At 62.0% G+C, this 20,386-nt stretch carries 16 protein-coding genes, 3 tRNA genes and 1 pseudogene; 1 reads left to right on the plus strand and 19 read right to left on the minus strand.

Going from position 1 to position 20,386, the window contains the following annotated elements; genetic code table 11:
- Positions 1-7: 7 nt before the first annotated feature.
- Positions 8-1,291, plus strand: coding sequence for an FAD-binding oxidoreductase (locus QF045_RS20645; RefSeq protein ID WP_306493788.1), 1,284 nt, complete (start codon positions 8-10; stop codon positions 1,289-1,291).
- 157 nt (positions 1,292-1,448) lie between these two features.
- On the opposite strand, the gene QF045_RS20650 is transcribed toward QF045_RS20645, so the two are convergent.
- The 19 genes and pseudogenes from QF045_RS20650 to leuC form a co-directional block, all read right to left on the minus strand.
- A tRNA-Asp gene (locus tag QF045_RS20650) sits at positions 1,449-1,525 on the minus strand.
- A 104-nt stretch (positions 1,526-1,629) separates the two neighbouring features.
- Positions 1,630-1,706: transfer RNA gene (locus QF045_RS20655), tRNA-Asp, on the minus strand.
- A 56-nt stretch (positions 1,707-1,762) separates the two neighbouring features.
- Positions 1,763-1,838: transfer RNA gene (locus tag QF045_RS20660), tRNA-Val, on the minus strand.
- A 100-nt stretch (positions 1,839-1,938) separates the two neighbouring features.
- The gene (locus QF045_RS20665) at positions 1,939-2,703 is read right to left on the minus strand and encodes an SDR family oxidoreductase (protein WP_306493789.1); all 765 of its coding nucleotides are present in this window, start codon (positions 2,701-2,703) and stop codon (positions 1,939-1,941) included.
- A gap of 11 nt (positions 2,704-2,714) precedes the next feature.
- Positions 2,715-3,927: pseudogene (locus QF045_RS20670) on the minus strand (O-succinylhomoserine sulfhydrylase).
- Between the two features lie 66 nt (positions 3,928-3,993).
- Entirely contained in the window at positions 3,994-5,499 is a 1,506-nt protein-coding gene (gene purF / locus QF045_RS20675; RefSeq protein ID WP_124363594.1) for an amidophosphoribosyltransferase, read from the minus strand.
- A gap of 40 nt (positions 5,500-5,539) precedes the next feature.
- Positions 5,540-6,097 carry a CvpA family protein gene (locus QF045_RS20680; RefSeq protein ID WP_003192538.1) on the minus strand — a complete coding sequence of 186 codons (558 nt, stop codon included), beginning with the start codon at positions 6,095-6,097 and terminating at the stop codon, positions 5,540-5,542.
- 185 nt (positions 6,098-6,282) lie between these two features.
- Entirely contained in the window at positions 6,283-6,942 is a 660-nt protein-coding gene (locus QF045_RS20685; protein WP_306493790.1) for an SPOR domain-containing protein, read from the minus strand.
- Entirely contained in the window at positions 6,926-8,233 is a 1,308-nt protein-coding gene (folC, locus tag QF045_RS20690) for a bifunctional tetrahydrofolate synthase/dihydrofolate synthase (RefSeq protein ID WP_306493791.1), read from the minus strand. The genes QF045_RS20685 and folC overlap by 17 nt, the downstream gene beginning before the upstream one ends.
- Positions 8,230-9,150: an acetyl-CoA carboxylase, carboxyltransferase subunit beta gene (gene accD / locus QF045_RS20695; RefSeq protein ID WP_306493792.1), complete on the minus strand. Its 921-nt coding sequence runs from the start codon at positions 9,148-9,150 to the stop codon at positions 8,230-8,232. Before accD ends, folC begins: the two co-directional genes overlap by 4 nt.
- A gap of 244 nt (positions 9,151-9,394) precedes the next feature.
- Positions 9,395-10,027, minus strand: coding sequence for a phosphoribosylanthranilate isomerase (locus QF045_RS20700; protein ID WP_306493793.1), 633 nt, complete (start codon positions 10,025-10,027; stop codon positions 9,395-9,397).
- Positions 10,028-10,091: 64 nt separating this feature from the next.
- On the minus strand, positions 10,092-10,916 hold the full coding sequence (gene truA / locus QF045_RS20705) for a tRNA pseudouridine(38-40) synthase TruA (protein WP_306494931.1): 825 nt from the start codon (positions 10,914-10,916) through the stop codon (positions 10,092-10,094).
- Positions 10,917-11,127: 211 nt separating this feature from the next.
- Entirely contained in the window at positions 11,128-13,689 is a 2,562-nt protein-coding gene (locus tag QF045_RS20710) for a FimV/HubP family polar landmark protein (RefSeq protein ID WP_306493794.1), read from the minus strand.
- A gap of 161 nt (positions 13,690-13,850) precedes the next feature.
- Positions 13,851-14,861 carry an aspartate-semialdehyde dehydrogenase gene (locus QF045_RS20715; RefSeq protein ID WP_306493795.1) on the minus strand — a complete coding sequence of 337 codons (1,011 nt, stop codon included), beginning with the start codon at positions 14,859-14,861 and terminating at the stop codon, positions 13,851-13,853.
- 237 nt (positions 14,862-15,098) lie between these two features.
- The gene (gene asd, locus QF045_RS20720) at positions 15,099-16,211 is read right to left on the minus strand and encodes an aspartate-semialdehyde dehydrogenase (RefSeq protein WP_005789767.1); all 1,113 of its coding nucleotides are present in this window, start codon (positions 16,209-16,211) and stop codon (positions 15,099-15,101) included.
- 64 nt (positions 16,212-16,275) lie between these two features.
- The gene (leuB, locus tag QF045_RS20725; RefSeq protein WP_306493796.1) at positions 16,276-17,358 is read right to left on the minus strand and encodes a 3-isopropylmalate dehydrogenase; all 1,083 of its coding nucleotides are present in this window, start codon (positions 17,356-17,358) and stop codon (positions 16,276-16,278) included.
- Between the two features lie 53 nt (positions 17,359-17,411).
- Positions 17,412-18,176 (minus strand): class I SAM-dependent methyltransferase, encoded by a 765-nt coding sequence (locus QF045_RS20730; RefSeq protein ID WP_306493797.1) that lies wholly within the window; start codon positions 18,174-18,176, stop codon positions 17,412-17,414.
- A 123-nt stretch (positions 18,177-18,299) separates the two neighbouring features.
- Positions 18,300-18,941, minus strand: coding sequence for a 3-isopropylmalate dehydratase small subunit (leuD, locus tag QF045_RS20735; RefSeq protein WP_306493798.1), 642 nt, complete (start codon positions 18,939-18,941; stop codon positions 18,300-18,302).
- An 11-nt stretch (positions 18,942-18,952) separates the two neighbouring features.
- Positions 18,953-20,371: a 3-isopropylmalate dehydratase large subunit gene (gene leuC, locus QF045_RS20740; protein WP_306493799.1), complete on the minus strand. Its 1,419-nt coding sequence runs from the start codon at positions 20,369-20,371 to the stop codon at positions 18,953-18,955.
- Positions 20,372-20,386 lie beyond the last annotated feature (15 nt).

A 20,386-nucleotide genomic window follows, 5' to 3' on the forward strand; every position in this document is an offset into this window, starting at 1 on the left:
TTCCAGGATGGCGAACACCCCCTACCCCCAATCCTATTACGCCGCGTCCGCGAACGCGGTTGCGCCGCGCCCGGTACTGCAAGGCGAGGTGGAAACCGATGTGTGTGTGATCGGTGCCGGTTACACCGGCCTTTCCAGCGCGCTGTTTCTGCTGGAGAACGGTTTTCGCGTGACGGTCCTGGAAGCCGCCAAGGTGGGTTTTGGTGCGTCTGGTCGCAATGGCGGGCAGATCGTCAACAGTTACAGCCGCGACATCGACGTCATCGAACGCAGCGTCGGGCCCAAGCAGGCGCAGCTGCTGGGCGAGATGGCCTTCGAGGGCGGCAGGATCATTCGTGAGCGTGTGGCCAAATATCAGATCCAGTGCGACTTGAAGGACGGCGGTGTGTTCGCCGCCCTCAACAGCAAGCACATGGGCCACCTGGAATCGCAGAAGCGCCTATGGGAGCGCTACGGCCACACGCAACTGGAACTGCTGGACGAGCGCCGCATCCGCGAAGTCGTGGCCTGTGACAACTACGTAGGCGGCCTGCTGGACATGAGCGGCGGCCATATCCACCCGCTTAACCTGGCACTGGGTGAGGCGGCGGCCGTTGAGTCTCTGGGCGGCACGATCTATGAGCAATCGGCAGCGGTGCGTATTGAACGTGGCGCCAATCCGGTGGTGCATACCGCCGAAGGCAAGGTCAGGGCCAAATTCATCATCGTCGCTGGCAATGCCTACCTGGGCAACCTGGTGCCGGAGCTGGCGGCGAAATCGATGCCGTGCGGCACTCAGGTGATCACCACCGCGCCGCTGGGTGACGAGTTGGCCAGGACTCTGCTGCCGCAGGACTACTGCGTGGAAGACTGTAACTACCTGCTCGATTATTACCGCCTCACCAGCGACAAGCGCCTGATCTTCGGCGGCGGTGTGGTGTATGGCGCGCGGGACCCGGCAAATATCGAAGCGATCATTCGACCGAAAATGCTCAAGGCGTTTCCACAGCTCAAGGACGTAAAGATCGACTACGCCTGGACCGGCAATTTCCTGCTGACATTGTCGCGCTTGCCACAGGTTGGCCGCCTTGGCGACAACATCTATTACTCCCAGGGCTGCAGCGGCCATGGCGTGACGTACACGCACCTGGCGGGCAAGGTGCTGGCCGAAGCCCTGAGAGGCCAGGCAGAGCGCTTTGACGCGTTTGCCGACCTGCCCCACTACCCGTTCCCAGGCGGGCAGCTGCTGCGCACGCCTTTTGCTGCGATGGGCGCGTGGTATTACGGGCTGCGGGATAAGCTGGGCTTTTGACGCACAACGGGAGCCGGTTCGCCGGCTCCCTGGCAGGATAGTCAAATCGCAGACACAAAAAACCCCGGTCTTTCGACCAGGGTCTTTGCTATCGAATCAAACTCAGCCAATGGCTTTGCTTGTGCTTCAAGGCGTTCAGTGGGCCTTGAGGCTGATATGGCGCAGCGGACGGGACTCGAACCCGCGACCCCCGGCGTGACAGGCCGGTATTCTAACCGACTGAACTACCGCTGCGTATCGCTTGGCTGACTGAGCGTAAACGCTCAATCACCTTTAAACATCTGACTGATCAGCTTTGCTGTTCAATCTCAGACCCGACGAATCGAACCTGGAAAATATGGCGCAGCGGACGGGACTCGAACCCGCGACCCCCGGCGTGACAGGCCGGTATTCTAACCGACTGAACTACCGCTGCGCGTCGGTGCAACCTTTAACGTTGCGTCTTGCCACAAGGGCAAAACTCTCAAGAAGTGGTGGGTGATGACGGGATCGAACCGCCGACCCTCTGCTTGTAAGGCAGATGCTCTCCCAGCTGAGCTAATCACCCTTTGCTTCGTTGAGGCCGCGAAATTTACGCAGGTAGCGGACCTAAGTCAATAGCCTGCTTGAAGTTTTTCTGAAAAAGACAAAAATGCTTCAAGACCGCCCTACTCGCTGTAAATCATCTTCTTGCTCATGCCACCGTCCACCACAAACTCCTGGCCAGTGACAAACCCTGCCTGGCGCGACAGCAGCCACGCCACCATGGCCGCTACGTCCTCCACCGTCCCTACCCGGCCCGCCGGATGCTGGGCATGATCGGCGTCGGTGAGCGGCTCGGCACGCCGTGCAGCAGGATCCCGCGCATCGATCCAGCCAGGGCTGACCGCATTGACCCGCACTTCCGGCCCCAGACTCATCGCCAAGGCGTGAGTCAGTGCAAGCAGCCCACCCTTGCTCGCCGCGTAGGCCTCGGTGTCCGGCTCCGATTGGCGAGCCCGTGTCGAGGCCAGGTTAACGATAGCGCCACCATGGGCGCGCAGGTACGGCGCACAGTGTTTGGCCAGCAGCATCGGCCCACTGAGGTTCACCGCCAGCACGCGGTTCCAGTAAGCCAGGTCGAGGCTTTCCAGGGTGATATTGCGCGGGTCGGCCACCGCCGCATTGCACACCAACGCATCCAGGCGCCCGAACTGCCCCAACACCTCGGCGACGCCCTGGGCCACCTGCTTCTCGTCGGCCACGTCCATGGTGATAAACCAGGCATTTTCGCCCAGCACCTTGGACACCGCGGAACCGCGCACACGGTCCAGGTCGGTCAATACCACCTGCCAGCCTTCGCTGATCAGCCACGCGGCGATGCCAAGGCCAATGCCCCGCGCCGCACCGGTCACCAGCGCAACGCGCCCGTTAGTGGCCGCTGCGGTTTCCATGGACCACTCAATCACAAGGCCGCCAGCCCGCGGGCCAGGTCGGCCTGCAAGTCAGCCACATCTTCCAGCCCGACCGCGATGCGAATCAGGCTGTCACGGATGCCTGCGGCTTCACGCTCCTGCGGCGCCAGGCGCCCGTGGGAGGTAGTGCTCGGGGTGGGTGATGGTGGTTTTGCTGTCACCCAGGTTGGCGGTGATCGAGATCAGGCGCGTGGCATCGATAAAGCGCCAGGCGCCCTCTTTGCCGCCCTTCACTTCGAAACTTACCACCGCGCCGAACCCACGCTGCTGGCGCTGGGCCAATGCGTGCTGCGGATGGCTCTTGAGGCCGGCGTAATGCACTTTCTCGATACCGTCCTGCTGCTCCAGCCACTCGGCCAGTGCCTGGGCGTTGGCGCAATGGGCTTTCATGCGCAGGCTGAGGGTTTCCAGGCCCTTGAGGAAGATCCAGGCGTTGAACGGGCTCAGGGTCGGGCCGGCGGTGCGCAAGAAGCCCACCACTTCCTTCATCTGCTCGCTGCGCCCGGCCACCACGCCGCCCATGCAACGGCCCTGGCCGTCGATGAACTTAGTGGCCGAATGCACCACAATGTCCGCGCCCAACTTCAACGGCTGTTGCAGGGCCGGGGTGCAGAAGCAGTTGTCGACCACCAGCATCGCGCCCTTGGCATGCGCCACTTCGGACAGCGCGGCGATATCCACCAGCTCAGCCAGCGGGTTGGACGGCGATTCAACGAACAGCAGCCGGGTGTTGGCCTTGATCGCTGCCTCCCAACCGGACAAATCCGCCAGGGGCACGTAGTCCACTTCGATACCAAAGCGCTTGAAGTACTTCTCGAACAGGCTGATGGTCGAACCGAACACGCTGCGCGATACCAGCACGTGGTCGCCGGCGCTGCACAGGCTCATTACCACCGCCAGGATCGCCGCCATGCCGGTCGCCGTAGCCACCGCTTGCTCAGCACCTTCCAGGGCAGCGATTCGCTCTTCGAACGCACGCACGGTCGGGTTGGTATAGCGCGAGTAGACGTTGCCCGGCACTTCACCGGCAAAGCGCGCAGCGGCGTCAGCCGCCGTGCGGAACACATAACTGGAGGTGAAGAACATCGGGTCACCGTGCTCTCCTTCCGGGGTACGGTGCTGGCCGGCGCGCACAGCCAGGGTATCGAAAGCTACGCCATCGAGGTCGCTGTCCAAACGACCGGCATCCCATTCCTGACTCATGCTGCGACTCCTTACTCGAATTCTTTATTTAAGATACAAAACCGGCCCCTCAGGGCCGGTGTTTACTCAGTTGTTGTACAGATCGATGATCGCGCTGACCGCCTGGGTCTTGATCTTCGACGAGTCGTTGCGCGCCTGCTCGATCTTGTTCAGGTAGGCCTCATCGACATCGCCGGTCACGTATTTGCCATCGAACACGGCGCAGTCGAACTGGTCGATCTTGATCTTGCCGCCGCCGACCGCTTCGATCAAGTCCGGCAGGTCCTGGTAGATCAACCAGTCGGCGCCAATCAGGTCGGCCACGTCCTGGGTCGAACGATTGTGCGCGATCAGTTCGTGGGCGCTCGGCATGTCGATACCGTACACGTTCGGGTAACGCACGGCAGGCGCGGCGGAACAGAAGTAGACGTTCTTCGCACCGGCTTCACGGGCCATCTGGATGATCTGCTTGCACGTGGTGCCACGTACGATGGAGTCATCCACCAGCATCACGTTCTTGCCACGAAATTCCAGCTCGATGGCGTTGAGCTTCTGGCGCACCGACTTCTTGCGCGCAGCCTGGCCCGGCATGATGAAGGTACGGCCGATGTAGCGGTTCTTGACGAAACCTTCGCGGAACTTGACGCCCAAGTGGTTGGCTAGTTCCAGCGCAGCGGTACGGCTGGTGTCCGGGATGGGGATAACCACATCGATGTCGTGCTCGGGACGCTCGCGCAGGATCTTCTCGGCAAGCTTCTCCCCCATGCGCAGACGTGCCTTGTACACCGAAACACCGTCGATGATCGAATCCGGACGCGCCAGGTAGACGTGCTCGAAGATGCAGGGCGTGAGTTTCGGCGCAACGGCGCACTGGCGGGTGTGCAGTTTGCCGTCTTCGGTGATGTAGACCGCTTCGCCCGGTGCCAGGTCGCGAATCAGGGTGAACCCCAGCACATCCAGGGACACGCTTTCGGAGGCGATCATGTACTCGACGCCTTCGTCGGTGTGACGCTGGCCGAACACGATCGGGCGGATGCCGTGGGGGTCGCGGAAACCGACGATGCCGTAACCGGTGATCATCGCCACGACGGCGTATCCACCCACGCAACGGTTATGCACGTCGATCACGGCGGCAAACACGTCTTCTTCGGTTGGCTGCAGCTTGCCGCGCTGGGCCAGCTCATGGGCGAACACGTTGAGCAGCACTTCCGAGTCGGAACTGGTGTTGACGTGGCGCAGGTCGGATTCGTAAATCTCCTTGGCCAGCTGTTCAACGTTGGTCAGGTTACCGTTGTGCGCCAAGGTAATGCCGTAAGGCGAGTTGACGTAGAACGGTTGAGCTTCAGCCGACGTCGAGCTACCGGCGGTCGGGTAGCGCACATGGCCAATGCCCATATGCCCGACCAGGCGCTGCATGTGACGCTGGTGGAACACGTCACGTACCAGGCCATTGTCCTTGCGCAGGAATAACCGGCCGTCGTGGCTGGTCACAATACCGGCAGCGTCCTGGCCGCGGTGCTGGAGGACGGTTAGCGCGTCATACAGCGCCTGATTCACGTTCGACTTACCGACGATACCGACGATGCCACACATGCGACGCAACCCCTACTTTATGGATCTTGACTGAACACTCTTACTGCGGCGTTTTGGCCGGCAAGAGGTGTTCCTTGAACGGAAGATCAGCGGGTACGCTGATTCCGCTGGCCAGCCACTGACTGCTCCACCCCAATATGAGGTTCTTGGACCAGTCTGCAACCAATAGAAATTTTGGCACGAGTACCGACTCCTGCCACCACGAATCCTGCTGTACCGGCCCCAGGCTCAACAGCCCGACCGCCACGACCACCAGCAACGCGCCACGCGCGGCGCCGAAGGCCATGCCGAGAAATCGATCGGTCCCTGAGAGGCCGGTGACACGTATCAACTCGCCAATAAGATAATTGACCATTGCCCCCACCAGCAGCGTGGCGATGAACATGATGGCGCAGCCCGCGATGACGCGAGCCGAAGGTGTCTCTATGTACCCGGCCAGGTAGACCGACAATGAACCACCGAACATCCAGGCTACGACTCCTGCGATGATCCAGGTCAGCAACGACAGTGCTTCTTTTACGAAGCCGCGGCTCAGACTGATCAAAGCGGAGATGGCGACGATTGCAACGATCGCCCAATCAACCCAGGTAAATGGCACAGTGCAGCCTACGTACGGATAAGGCGGCGCATTTTAGCAGAGCGCCGGGTTATCGGTAAGCAGTGATTGCGGGTGCTTTGCAAATCAATAGATGGGGCGGTGCGAACGCTATTTCAAGACCACTGAAAACCAATGTGGGAGGGGGCAAGTCCCCTCCCACATTTAGATCGGTTTGCTCGCTTGAGTCAGCCGCGTTCAGGCTGGAAACGGGTAACGAACCCCTTGAGGTTCTGCTGACGATCCAGCAAATCCCGCAGGCGGTCGGCCTCGGCGCGCTCGATCAGCGGTCCGATAAACACCCGATTCTTGCCATCGGCGCTGCGGATGTAAGCGTTGTAGCCCTGGGCACGCAGCTTTTTCTGCAAGGCGTCGGCGCCTTCGCGATTGCCCAGGCTGGCCACCTGAATCGACCAACTGATCGGCAGGCCATTGGGATCGATGCGACTCTGACCTACATCCGGCTTGCCCGGCGCGGCAGGCTGTGGCGCTACCGGTTTAGGCGCAGGCGCTGGCGTCGCCGGCTTGGCGGCAACAGTCGGCGCGGGTGTCGGCTTGACCACCGGCACGCTCGGCTGCACCGGCATGGTAGGTGCCTGTTGCGCAGCGACCTCTTCATCGCTCGGTACGGGCTCTTCTTCAGGCAGCACCTGGGGCTCAGGCACCACCACCGGTTCAACCTGAACCTGAGGAACCACCGGCGCCTGCGGCGCAGCGGGCGCTTCAACCACGACCTGACGCTGCTCGTCCTGACGGGAAAACAGCATCGGCAGGAAAATCACCGCCAATGCCACCAACACCAGGGCTCCCACCATTCGCTGCTTGTATGCGCTATCCAGTAATGCCATGTGCAGCTTCCTCCGTGGAGCGCCGGGCCAGCCATTCGAGCGCCTCGGCAACACAATAAAATGATCCGAACAACAGAATCTCGTCCTCGGCCTTCGCCACCGCGCACTGCGCCTCAAGCGCAGCGGTAACGCCTGTATACGACGTCACCGACGCACCAAGGTTCTGCAACGCGCTTTCCAGCTCAGCCGCCGGACGGCTGCGCGGCGTATCCAGCGGTGCAACCGCCCAGGACTGCACGCTGCTCAGCAGCGGCGCAACCACGCCGTCAAGATCCTTGTCGGCCAGCAGGCCGAACACCGCCAGGCGACGGCCGGACAATGGCGTGCGCGCCAAGCGCTGCGCCAGGTATTCGGCGGCGTGCGGGTTGTGACCGACATCCAGCAGCAGATTAAGACGCTTGCCTTGCCATTCGACGGTACGCCGATCCAGGCGCCCCACTATCCGCGCTGCCTGCAAGGTGGCGGTAATTTGCGCGGCATTCCACGGCAAATCCAGCAGCAGATAGGCTTGCAGCGCGAGCGCGGCATTTTCCATCGGCAGGTTCAGCAACGGCAAATCGCGCAGCGCTACCGGCTGGCCGCGAGTATCGTGCCCGGACCACTGCCAATGCTGATCGCCGATCTCGAGATTGAATTCGCGCCCGCGCAGGAAGAACGGGCAATCCAGCTCACGCACCTTGTCCAGCAAGGGTTGCGGTGGGTCGAGGTCACCGCACAAGGCAGGTTTGCCCTGGCGGAAGATACCGGCCTTTTCGTAAGCCACGGATTCGCGGGTGTTACCCAGGTAATCGGCGTGATCGACACCGATGCTGGTGACTAACGCCAGGTCGGCATCCACCACGTTGACCGTGTCCAGACGCCCGCCCAGGCCCACTTCCAACACGACGAAATCGAGTTGCGCACGCTCGAACAGCCACAACGCCGCCAGGGTGCCCATCTCGAAATAAGTCAGGGAAATGTCGCCACGCCCTGCATCGAGGGCGGCGAAGGCTTCGCAGAGTTGCTCGTCGGTAGCTTCGACGCCATTGAGCTGCACCCGCTCGTTGTAGCGCAGCAGGTGCGGCGAGCTGTACACGCCTACCTTCAGCCCCTGGGCCTGCAGCAGCGCCGCGACAAAGGCACAGGTCGAGCCTTTGCCGTTGGTGCCGGTGACCGTGATCACACGCGGTGCCGGCCGCCCTAACCCAAGGCGGGCCGCTACCTGTTGCGAGCGCTCCAGGCCCATGTCGATGGCGGACGGATGCAACTGCTCAAGGTAGGCGAGCCATTCGCCAAGGGTACGTTGGGTCATAGGTTTGCTGGCACCGGCGGCACGACGATCGGTTCGACTTTAGGCGCGACGTAGACAGGCGTCGGCAGGCCCATCATTTGCGCCAGCAGGTTACCCAGGCGTGGACGCAGCTCACCGCGCGCAATGATCAGGTCGATGGCGCCGTGCTCCAGCAGGAATTCGCTGCGCTGGAAACCTTCCGGCAGTTTTTCACGCACGGTCTGCTCGATGACGCGCGGGCCGGCAAAGCCGATCAGGGCTTTTGGCTCGCCGACGATCACGTCGCCCAGCATCGCCAGGCTGGCGGAAACGCCGCCGTAGACCGGGTCGGTCAGCACCGAGATGAACGGAATGCCTTCTTCGCGCAGACGCGCCAATACCGCCGAGGTCTTGGCCATTTGCATCAGGGAAATCAGCGCTTCCTGCATACGCGCGCCACCGGAGGCGGCGAAGCAGATCATCGGGCAGCGGTTTTCCAGGGCGTAGTTGGCGGCGCGCACGAAACGCTCGCCGACGATGGCACCCATGGAGCCGCCCATGAAGGAGAACTCAAAGGCCGAAACCACCACCGGCATGCCCAGCAGCTTGCCGCTGACGGAAATCAGCGCGTCTTTCTCGCCGGTCTGCTTCTGCGCACCGACCAGACGGTCCTTGTATTTTTTGCTGTCGCGGAACTTGAGACGGTCGACCGGCTCCAGATCAGCGCCCAACTCGTTGCGGCCGTCGGCATCGAGGAAGATGTCGATACGGGCGCGTGCGCCGATGCGCATGTGATGGTTGCACTTGGGGCAAACGTCCAGGGTCTTTTCCAGCTCCGGGCGGTACAGCACCGCGTCGCAGGATGGGCACTTGTGCCACAGACCTTCAGGAACCGAGCTTTTCTTCACCTCGGAACGCATGATCGAAGGGATCAGTTTGTCTACTAACCAGTTGCTCATGCTTTCTTTCTCCAGTACCGGTGGCTTGAACACAGCCCCGCGTATGCCCTTGAGCTAAATTCATATGTGGCGATGATGCCGGGGGACGGGGTCAGACGTTCGACCAGCCATTTCCCGCCTGCATCCTCAGCCTTCCAGACAACCTGCCAGCGCAGGGTTGCCACTTCGTTTCCGGGCCTCCCGCAGGCGGCGCCGGTGCTGTTTTACACAGTGGTAGTTATGGACGGCGGCAGACTGCCAGCCGTCACATCGCACCGCTGCTGTTGCGCACGGCCTGCACGAATGCGCGAATCTTGTCGTGATCCTTGATGCCCTTGCCCTGCTCCACCCCGCCGCTGACATCCACGGCATATGGCCGAACCTGCGCGATGGCCGCGCCGACATTCAACGGGGTGAGCCCACCGGCCAGGATAACCGGCTTGCTCAGGCCCTGCGGAATCAGCGTCCAGTCGAACGCCTCCCCCGTACCACCGGGAACGCCTTCGACGTAGGTGTCCAGCAGAATCCCACGAGCGCCAGCGTAGGCGGCAAAGGCTGCGGCGATGTCGTCTCCGGCCTTGACTCGCAACGCCTTGATATAGGGGCGCTGATAGCTTTCGCATTCATCCGGGGTTTCGTCGCCATGAAACTGCAGCATGTCCAGCGGCACGGCATCCAGGGTTTCATTGAGTTCGCAACGGCTGGCGTTGACGAACAAGCCCACGGTGGTCACGAACGGCGGCAACGCGGCGATGATGGCCCGCGCCTGCAACACGTTGACCGCCCGCGGGCTCCTGGCATAAAACACCAGGCCAATGGCATCCGCCCCCGCCTCGACCGCCGCCAACGCGTCTTCGATGCGGGTAATCCCGCAAATCTTGCTGCGAACGGCTGACATAACCTAGAAACCTCAGGGGTTGCACCGAGAAAGTCCCGGATGGTAACAAAAGCTTTTCCAGGCGTCAGCCGCCAAGTTCGCTGAAACCGGTCAGGAAGTGTGGCCCGAGAAAACGTTCCGGCAACTCGAACTCGTCGCGGTACTCCACATCCACCAGATACAGACCAAACGGATGCGCCGTGACCCCACCCGTACGGCGGATGCGGCTTTGCAACACTTCCCTGGCCCACTCCACCGGACGCTCACCAGTACCGATGGTCATCAATACGCCAGCAATGTTGCGCACCATGTGATGCAGGAATGCCCCGGCACGGATATCCAACACAATCATTTTGCCATGACGGGTCACGCGCAAATGGTGGACTTCCTTGATCGGCGACTTGGCCTGGCACTGGCCCGCACGGAACGCGCTGAAATCATGCACACCCACCAGATGCTGCGCAGCTTCGGCCATGCGCTCGGCGTCGAGCGGGCGGTGGTTCCAGGTAATTTCCTGGTTAAGGTGCGCCGGGCGGATCTGATCGTTATAGATCACGTAGCGATAGCGCCGGGCGATGGCCTTGAAGCGCGCATGAAAATGCGCCGGCATGATTTTGGCCCAGGTGACGCTGACATCATGGGGCAAGTTGATATTGGCGCCCATCACCCACGCCTTCATCGAGCGTTCGGCCTGGGTGTCAAAATGCACCACCTGACCGCACGCATGCACGCCGGCGTCGGTACGCCCGGCACACATCAGCGACACCGGCGAGTCCGCGACTTTCGACAAAGCGTTTTCCAGGGTTTCCTGCACCGTCAGCACGCCGGAGGCCTGGCGCTGCCAGCCGCGGTAGCGCGAGCCTTTGTATTCAACGCCCAGGGCGATGCGGTAAAAGCCTGCGGCCGCCATTTCGGCAGCCGCGTTATCTATATTTGCCAAGAACTGAGAGCCTGATGAGTTGCGCAAAGCGGGCATTATGCAGGTTTGCGGGAAAGCTGGCTTGCCTGCGATAACTTCGGCCGGATTTTACTGGAAGAGCATGCCGCCTGCATCACGGCCAGGCCAACCCCCACAAAAGCAAACGGCGACCCGAAGGTCGCCGCACTATTCACTGCCTGGCTTACGCCAATCGGCCGAGCATTTCCTTGGCCTCGCCGCGCTGCACCTCGTTGCCCTCGGTCAGCACTTCGGAAAGGATGTCTTTGGCGCCGTCGGCATCGCCCATGTCGATATAGGCTTGGGCCAGGTCGAGCTTGGTAGCGACTTCATCAGAGCCCGACAGGAAATCGAACTCAGGCTCGTCGTCACCCATCGCCGCGTCTTCAGCCGTGAAGGACGGCTCGATGGACGGATGTTCCAGGCTCTGGGACAGACGGTCCAACTCAGCGTTGACGTCGTCCAGCTCCGAAGCGAACGCATCTGGCTTGGCCGCCGATGCAGGCTCGTCAGCCAGAGAGAGGTCGAAATCTTCCGGTAAGTCGAAGTCATCCAGCGCTGCCGGCGTCAGGGTCGGCGGCTCGACGGCAGGCACGTCCTTCATCTGCTCTTCGAGCCCGGACAGGAAGTCGTCATCGGACTGCGCGGACGCCGGAGCATCCAGCTGCAGGTCGAGGTCGAAGTCCGACAGGTCATCCGCATCGGCATTGGCCGCCGTTTGCTGCTGAAGAAGCGCCTCGAACGTCTGCTGATCATCCTTGACCTCAGCCGGCGATGCCGCCTCAAGATCATCCAGGCTCAAGTCGAAATCGGTATCGAAAGGCTCCGGCTCCGGCGCGGCCGGTTTGTCTTCCAGCAAGTCTTTGACGTACTGGGCGTCCAGGGCCGCTGCGGCGACTGCGGCACTCACGCCTGCCGCCAATACGGCCATGGCCGGGAAACGGCCTTTGAGCTGCTCGACCTGGGCGTGGTTTTCACCATTGGCCACCAGTTGACGCTCCTGGCTGACAAAACCGTTCTTGTCATTTTGCAGGCCGTACACTTCCATCAGCTTCAAACGCAGGTCACTGCGCTTGGGCTCCTGCTTGATGGCTTGCTCAAGCACGTCAGCCGCCTGGTTCAGGTGGCCACGGTCGATATGGGACTGGGCCTGGGCCAACGCATCACTGGAACTCGGTGCCACGGCAGCCGCCAACGGCGCCAGCACCGAGGCGACGGTTGGCGCTACGGGTTCAACCACCGGAGCGTGTGCAGGCGCAGGCGCGGCCGCCAGGGTGACGCTCGGCGGCGGCACTTCCAGGCCCTCGAAACTATCGGGCGGCAGGTCGCGCTCGATATTTGAGGTGAATTCCGGTTCCTCAGCCAGCGCTCGCGCCATGCGCAGGTGCTTTTCTTCTTCAAGACGGGCGTTGCGATGGCGCACCCACAGCAGCAGGAGCAGCAGCGCCAGGATCACCGCCGCCCCGCCAAGCACACCGAGCACGACAGGGTTGGTGAGAAGCTCGTTGAACTTGCCTTCGGTGGTCACAGGCGCCACTACCGGCTTGGCCGGCTCTGGCGCAGGAGCAGGTGCAGGTGCAGCAACCGCTTCCGGAGCCGGCGAGGCCGCCGGGACTGGGGCTGGGGCCGGCTCACCGGCCAGCTGAGCTGGCATCGCCGCCGTTGCGGGAGCAGTCGCATCGCCCTTCTCGGCTTGCAGCCGGGCCAACTGGTCATTCTTCAACTGGATAAGCTTTTGCAGCTTGTCCAACTGGCTTTGCAAATCGGCCGCACGGCTTTTGAGTTCGTCATTATCGCGACGGGTGGTGTCGAGCTGCTCTTGGGTCATCGCCAGCTTGTCGCTCAACGCGCGGTTATCACCCGCCTTACCCGCTGCGCCTTTTTTGGCAGCCTCGGCCGAAACCAGGCTCAAGTTGTCCTTGGCGTTGGTGCTCGACGGCGCATTACCCGTCTCGGTGCGCTTGGTGGCATCCAACTGGGCCTTGCCCGCCACTTGCCGATTGGCGGTGCGGCGGCCCTGGCGCCAGGCGGCGTTTTGCGCAGACACTTCGGCGATCGCTTGCGGTTGTGCCAGCGCGGTGCTCTGCACGGTGTCCGGCAGGCGCAGGACCTGGCCGGTTTTCAGGCGGTTGATGTTGCCATCGATAAAGGCATCCGGGTTGAGTGCCTGAATGGCCAGCATCGTCTGCTGCACAGAGCCACCATTGCGATTTTTCTCGGCAATTTCCCACAAAGTATCGCGGGCAGTGGTGGTATGTTGCGCTGGCGCGCTGACGGCCGCCGCAGTACCGGCGGGCGCATTCAAGCGCGGCGCTGGCGCGCTGGCGGCCGGTGTCGGCTGGTCGAACTTGGCGGGGTCGAGCAGCACGCTGTAGTCACGCATGAGCCGGCCATTAGGCCATTGCACCTGCAACAGGAAGCGCACATAGGAGTCGGGCAGCGGTTTGCTGGAGGTGACACGCACCACGCTGCGGCCATTGGGGTTGACCACTGGGGTAAAGGTCAGCTCGTCGAGAAAGGCCTGGCGATCGACACCGGCATCGACGAACGCCTGGGACGAGGCCAGGCTCGGGGTGATCTCGGAGGCCGTGAGGCCACCCACGTCGAGCAACTCGATTTCCACCGACAGCGGCTGGTTCAACTTCGACTTGAGGGTCATCTCCCCCAGTTGCAGCGCCTGCGCCATACCGGAGGACAGCGCCGAGGCGGCCGCTATTGCTAACACCAGTTTGCGAACTTGAACCATAGCCTCATCCTTTGTCTGAACACTCCCCGGCCTGCGAGAAGGTTGGTAACCGCTGCCATAAGGCATGGCGAGCCGATAGGTCACCGACGCGCTTCTGTTCCGCTTTGGGCCAAGCATAGCGCTTGGTGAGAATCAATCTACAAATTGGCGCCAAGTATCTTTTACGCAAGGCCTTTTATCAACAACTGCGCCAGTTGCACGGCGTTGAGCGCAGCCCCTTTGCGTACGTTATCTGACGTCAGCCACAGATTTAGTTCCGCCGGGTCGTCGACACCGGCGCGTACGCGTCCTACATAGACAACGTCCTGACCCACCGCATCGCCCACTGCCGTGGGGTAGTCGCCCGCCTCGACCAGCTCGATCCCCGGCGCCGCATCCAATGCGCGGTTCACTGCCGCCAAATCGGCCGGCGCCGCCAACTGCAGTGACACCGTCAGGCTATCGCCAAAAAACACCGGGGCTTGAACGCAGGTTGCGGAAATCTTCAGTAAAGGTGTTTCCAGCACGGCGCGCAATTCATGTACGAGACGTTTCTCCAGCGCCGTGTGACCTTGGGCATCTGGCGTACCGACTTGTGCCAGCAGATTGAAGGCCACTTGCCGATCAAAGAAAGTCGGCTCCAGCGGGCGTACATTCAACAGCTCGGCGGTTTGCCGGGCCAGCTCACTGACGGCCTCGCGACCCAGGGCAGACACGGCCAGGTTCGCGGTGACGCTCACGCGTTGGATATCCAGCAGGTCGCGCAATGGCGCAAGCACCACCGCCAGGTGGGTGGCGCACGGGCTGGGGCTTGCGACCTGGAAGGGTTTTTTCAAGCCTTTGAGCACAGGGGCATTGGCTTCGGGCACCACTGGCGGCGCCTGCTCGGCAGGCAACGCGCCAGACAAGTCAATCACCGAGCAACCGGCAGCGATGGCACGCGGGGCGAAGCTCAGGGTCACCGCCGGGCCGGCTGCGAAGAAGGCCAACTGCGCCTTGCTGAAATCGAACTCATCGACTTCCTTTACCCGCAGGTTCTTGCCCCGGAACGGTACCGATGCACCGGCGGAGTTGTTGCCCGCCAGCAGATACAAAATGCCTACCGGAAAGTCCAGCTCTTCGAGAATCTGCACCAGGGTTTCGCCAACGGTACCGGTGGCGCCGATCACGGCGATTTCAAAGGTCTGGGTCATGGGGGCTGCCTCGGGCATTGCGGGGAGCGGCACTTTACCGGGTGGTGCGGGGCGAGGCAATTAAACTGGGGGTTGTGGTGTGGTTGATGGCCCTATCGGGGGCAAGCCCCCTCCCACATTTTGACCTGTGAACACATTCAAGTGTGGAGGGGGCTTGCCCCCGATAGGGCCCGAAAGAACCATAAAAAACCCCGCGCCTGTCACCAGTACGCGGGGTTTTTCAAAGCCTGCAAACGATCAACGCTCCAGCAGAATCCGCAGCATGCGACGCAACGGCTCGGCCGCGCCCCACAGCAGTTGGTCGCCAACGGTGAACGCACCGAGGAACTGGCTGCCCATGTTCAGCTTGCGCAGACGGCCCACAGGTACATTCAGGGTGCCAGTGACCTTGGTCGGGCTCAGCTCCTGCATGCTGATATCACGGTTGTTCGGCACCAGCTTGACCCACGGGTTGTGCTGGCTGATCAGCCCTTCGATATCGGCGATCGGCACGTCCTTGTTCAGCTTGATGGTCAACGCCTGGCTGTGGCAGCGCATGGCGCCGATACGTACGCAGATGCCGTCCACCGGGATCGGGTTCTTGAAGCGACCGAGGATCTTGTTGGTCTCGGCCTGGGCCTTCCACTCTTCGCGGCTCTGGCCGTTCGGCAGTTCCTTGTCGATCCAGGGAATGAGGCTACCGGCCAGTGGCACGCCGAAGTTTTCGGTCGGGTACGCATCGCTGCGCATGGCTTCGGCCACGCGGCGGTCGATATCGAGGATCGCGCTGGCCGGATCGGCCAGTTGATCGGCAACCGCGGCGTGAGTCGCGCCCATCTGCTTGATCAGCTCGCGCATGTTCTGCGCACCGGCGCCGGAAGCAGCCTGATACGTCATGGCGCTCATCCACTCGACCAGGCCGGCCTCGAACAGGCCGCCCAGGCCCATCAGCATCAGGCTGACGGTGCAATTGCCACCGACGTAGTTCTTGGTGCCGGCATCCAGTTGCTGGTCGATGACCTTGCGGTTGACCGGGTCGAGGATGATCACGGCATCGTCCTGCATGCGCAGGCTCGACGCGGCGTCGATCCAGTAGCCCTGCCAGCCGGCTTCGCGCAGCTTGGGGAAGACTTCGCTGGTGTAGTCGCCACCCTGGCAGGTCAGAATCACATCGAGGGTCTTCAACTCTTCAATGCTGTAGGCGTCCTTGAGCGGAGCAATGTCCTTGCCCACGGACGGACCTTGGCCACCTACGTTCGAAGTGGTGAAAAACACCGGCTCAATAAGATCGAAATCCTGCTCTTCCAGCATCCGCTGCATGAGCACGGAACCGACCATACCGCGCCAACCGATCAGACCTACACGTTTCATCGCAACTACACCTTGTTAAAAAGTGGGCCGCCTTGCAGCGACAACTGCAAGCGGGCCCGAGAGATTACAGATTCCGCAGCGCGGCGACTACAGCGTCGCCCATTTCTTGCGTGCCTACCTGGGTGCAACCCTGCGACCAGATGTCGCCGGTACGCAAGCCCTGGTCCAGCACCAGGCTCACGGCCTTCTCGATCGCGTCCGCCGCGTCGCTCAGGCTGAAGCTGTAACGCAGCATCATCGACACCGACAGAATCGTCGCCAACGGGTTGGCAATGCCCTGGCCGGCGATGTCCGGCGCCGAGCCGTGGCAAGGCTCGTACATGCCCTTGTTGTTGGTATCCAGGGACGCCGAGGGCAGCATGCCGATGGAACCGGTGAGCATCGACGCCTGGTCGGACAGGATGTCGCCGAACAGGTTGTCGGTGACGATCACGTCGAACTGCTTGGGCGCGCGCACCAGCTGCATCGCGGCGTTGTCGACGTACATGTGGCTCAGTTCAACGTCCGGGTAGTCCTTGGCGACTTCTTCGACGATTTCGCGCCACAGCTGGCTGGAAGCCAGGACGTTGGCCTTGTCCACCGAACAGACCTTCTTGCCACGTACGCGGGCCATGTCGAAACCGACACGGGCGATGCGGCGGATTTCGCTCTCGCTGTAAGGCAGGGTGTCGTAGGCCTGACGCTCGCCATTTTCCAACTCGCGCACACCCCGTGGCGAGCCGAAATAGATACCGCCGGTCAGCTCGCGCACGATCAGAATATCCAGGCCCGCAACCACTTCCGGCTTGAGGCTCGACGCGTCGGCCAACTGCGGGTAAAGGATCGCCGGGCGCAGGTTGCCGAACAGGCCCAGTTGCGCGCGGATTTTCAGCAGGCCGCGCTCAGGACGGATATCACGCTCGATCTTGTCCCACTTGGGGCCACCCACGGCGCCCAGCAGCACGGCGTCGGCCGCACGGGCACGTTCCAGGGTTTCGTCCGCCAGCGGTACGCCGTGCTTGTCGATGGCCGCGCCGCCGATCACGTCGTGGCTCAGTTCGAAGCCCAGGCTGTACTTGCTGTTGGCGAGTGTAAGGACCTTGACCGCTTCGGCCATGATTTCCGGACCAATACCGTCGCCAGGAAGAATCAGAATCTGCTTGCTCATGCGTTCCTCATTTCATCAAGCGACCTGCCCATGGGCAGGTCGGGAAAAATCGATCAGCGTTCGGCCCACACCACCAGCACGTCGGTACTGAAGGTGCCGTCGGCTTGAATTTCGTAATAATCGCGCACTTCCTGACCCATCGCCTGTTGCAGTTCAAGGATCGCCGCGCGCAAGGCCAGCGGCGTGCGCATGCGCTCGACCCACGAGGTGTATTCCAGGCGCAGGCGCTGGCGGCTGCTGTTGCGTACATGCAAGCCGGCTTCGCTGAGCTGACGCATCCACTCGGCGGCAGAATAGTCGCGCACATGGCTGGTGTCGCGCAGTACTTCAACCGTTTGCAGGTAAGTGTCCAGCAACGGGCTGCCCGGGGACAACACATCCACGAAGGCCGCCACGCCACCGGGTTTCAGTACTCGACGCACTTCACGCAAAGCCAGGCCGAGGTCGCTCCAGTGGTGGGCCGAGTAGCGGCTGAAGACGAAGTCGAATTCGCCATCGGCAAACGGCAGGCGTTCGGCGGCGCCGTTAACGGTGCTGATATTGGTGAAGCCGCGATCCTGCGCAGCGGCGGCGACCACATCGAGCATCTGCTGGGACAGGTCGTAGGCGACCACGTCCTTGACCAGTGGCGCCACGTGGAAACTCACATGACCGGCACCGCAACCCAGGTCCAGCAGTCGCGCCGCACCCTGCCCGGCCAGTTCGGCCTGCAGCAGCGCGAATTCGGTGCCCTGGGCGTGTACGGCGCTGCTCAGGTAGGCCGAGGCTTGCTCGCCGAATTGTTTTTGCACAACTTGGGTGTGGGCGGTGCTGGTCATGGGGGCTTTCCTTGGGTTCTGTGTTGTTAACACTGGCCTTATCGGGGGCAAGCCCCCTCCCACACTTGGAATGCGTACACCTGTGGGAGGTGGCTTGCCCCGATGGAGGTGGTCTTGCCTACATCAATCGCGAAACAACCAAGGCTGGCTGGCCCGATGCTTGGCTTCAAACGCCGCAATCGCGTCACCGTCCTGCAAGGTCAGGCCAATATCGTCCAGGCCGTTGATCAAACAGTGCTTGCGAAAGGCGTCGACTTCGAAGTGATACACCTTGCCATCCGGACGGGTCACGGTTTGCGCAGCGAGGTCGACGGTCAACTGGTAGCCCTCTTGCGCTTCCACTTGCTTGAACAACTCGTCGACTTCTTCGTCGGTCAGGATGATCGGCAACAGGCCATTCTTGAAGCTGTTGTTGAAGAAGATGTCGGCATAGCTCGGCGCGATGATGCTGCGAAAGCCATATTCTTCCAGGGCCCACGGCGCGTGTTCACGGCTGGAGCCGCAGCCGAAGTTTTCCCGCGCCAGCAACACGCTGGCGCCCTGGTAACGCTCGGCGTTGAGCACGAAGTCCTTGTTCAGCGGGCGCTTGGAGTTGTCCTGGTAGGCGTAGCCCACATCCAGGTAGCGCCACTCGTCGAACAGGTTGGGGCCGAAACCGGTGCGCTTGATCGACTTCAAGAACTGCTTGGGGATGATCTGGTCGGTGTCGACGTTGGCACGGTCCAACGGCGCGACAAGACCTGTGTGTTGGGTAAAAGCTCTCATCGGGTTTTCCTTTAGATCAATTCGCGAACGTCGATGAAACGACCGTTGACGGCAGCAGCGGCAGCCATGGCCGGGCTGACCAGGTGGGTACGGCCACCGGCGCCCTGGCGCCCTTCGAAGTTACGGTTGGAGGTCGAGGCGCAATGCTCGCCGGACTCCAAACGGTCCGGGTTCATCGCCAGGCACATCGAGCAGCCCGGCTCACGCCATTCGAAACCGGCTTCGAGGAAGATCTTGTCCAGGCCCTCGGCTTCGGCCTGGGCTTTGACCAGGCCGGAACCTGGCACCACGATGGCCTGCTTGATGGTCGAGGCGACCTTGCGGCCCTTGGCGATCACGGCGGCGGCGCGCAGGTCTTCGATCCGCGAGTTGGTGCAGGAGCCGATGAACACGCGATCCAACTGAATGTCGGTAATCGCCTGGTTGGCCTTCAAGCCCATGTACTTGAGGGCACGCTCGATGGAACCGCGCTTGACCAGGTCGGCTTCCTGCGCCGGGTCCGGCACGTTCTGGTCGACGGCCAGCACCATTTCCGGGGACGTGCCCCAGCTGACTTGCGGCTTGATCTGGGTCGCGTCGAGCTCGACCACGGTGTCGAACACCGCATCGGCGTCGGATACCAGGTCTTTCCAGGCTTGTACCGCGGCGTCCCAATCGGCGCCTTGCGGAGCGAATGGGCGACCCTTGACGTATTCAACGGTTTTTTCGTCCGCCGCCACCATGCCCACGCGGGCACCGGCTTCGATGGACATGTTGCAGATGGTCATGCGGCCTTCGATGGAAAGGTCGCGAATCGCGCTGCCGGCGAACTCGATGGCATGCCCGTTACCGCCGGCGGTGCCGATCTTGCCGATGACCGCGAGCACGATGTCCTTGGCGGTCACACCGAACGGCAACTGGCCTTCGACGCGCACCAGCATGTTTTTCATTTTCTTGGCCACCAGGCACTGGGTGGCGAACACATGCTCCACCTCGGAGGTGCCGATGCCATGGGCCAGGGCACCGAAGGCACCGTGGGTGGAGGTGTGGGAGTCGCCGCAGACCACGGTCATGCCTGGCAAGGTCGCGCCCTGCTCCGGGCCGATCACGTGGACGATGCCTTGACGCACGTCATTCATCTTGAATTCGGTGATGCCATATTCGTCGCAGTAGTCGTCGAGGGTCTGCACCTGAAGGCGCGACACGGTGTCGGCGATGGCATCGATCCCGCCTTTACGCTCCGGGGTGGTCGGCACGTTGTGGTCCGGTGTGGCGATGATCGAGTCGACGCGCCATGGCTTGCGCCCGGCCAGCCGCAGGCCTTCGAACGCTTGGGGCGAGGTCACTTCATGGATGATGTGACGGTCGATATAGATCAGCGACGACCCATCATCGCGCCGTTTCACTTCATGGGAATCCCAAAGCTTGTCGTAAAGCGTTTTGCCGGCCATCAGTCGGTCCTCATC

The sequence above is a fragment of the Pseudomonas sp. W4I3 genome (genome assembly GCF_030816195.1).
Lineage (GTDB): Bacteria > Pseudomonadota > Gammaproteobacteria > Pseudomonadales > Pseudomonadaceae > Aquipseudomonas.

Bases quoted from the DNA above. Each gene is read 5' to 3' on its own strand.
- QF045_RS20645 (WP_306493788.1), top strand. From the start codon at position 8: ATGGCGAACACCCCCTACCCCCAATCCTATTACGCCGCGTCCGCGAAC.
- QF045_RS20665 (WP_306493789.1), bottom strand. From the start codon at position 2,703: ATGGAAACCGCAGCGGCCACTAACGGGCGCGTTGCGCTGGTGACCGGT.
- purF (WP_124363594.1), bottom strand. From the start codon at position 5,499: ATGTGTGGCATCGTCGGTATCGTCGGTAAGTCGAACGTGAATCAGGCG.
- QF045_RS20685 (WP_306493790.1), bottom strand. From the start codon at position 6,942: ATGGCATTACTGGATAGCGCATACAAGCAGCGAATGGTGGGAGCCCTG.
- folC (WP_306493791.1), bottom strand. From the start codon at position 8,233: ATGACCCAACGTACCCTTGGCGAATGGCTCGCCTACCTTGAGCAGTTG.
- accD (WP_306493792.1), bottom strand. From the start codon at position 9,150: ATGAGCAACTGGTTAGTAGACAAACTGATCCCTTCGATCATGCGTTCC.
- QF045_RS20700 (WP_306493793.1), bottom strand. From the start codon at position 10,027: ATGTCAGCCGTTCGCAGCAAGATTTGCGGGATTACCCGCATCGAAGAC.
- truA (WP_306494931.1), bottom strand. From the start codon at position 10,916: ATGGCGGCCGCAGGCTTTTACCGCATCGCCCTGGGCGTTGAATACAAA.
- QF045_RS20710 (WP_306493794.1), bottom strand. From the start codon at position 13,689: ATGGTTCAAGTTCGCAAACTGGTGTTAGCAATAGCGGCCGCCTCGGCG.
- QF045_RS20715 (WP_306493795.1), bottom strand. From the start codon at position 14,861: ATGACCCAGACCTTTGAAATCGCCGTGATCGGCGCCACCGGTACCGTT.
- asd (WP_005789767.1), bottom strand. From the start codon at position 16,211: ATGAAACGTGTAGGTCTGATCGGTTGGCGCGGTATGGTCGGTTCCGTG.
- leuB (WP_306493796.1), bottom strand. From the start codon at position 17,358: ATGAGCAAGCAGATTCTGATTCTTCCTGGCGACGGTATTGGTCCGGAA.
- QF045_RS20730 (WP_306493797.1), bottom strand. From the start codon at position 18,176: ATGACCAGCACCGCCCACACCCAAGTTGTGCAAAAACAATTCGGCGAG.
- leuD (WP_306493798.1), bottom strand. From the start codon at position 18,941: ATGAGAGCTTTTACCCAACACACAGGTCTTGTCGCGCCGTTGGACCGT.
- leuC (WP_306493799.1), bottom strand. From the start codon at position 20,371: ATGGCCGGCAAAACGCTTTACGACAAGCTTTGGGATTCCCATGAAGTG.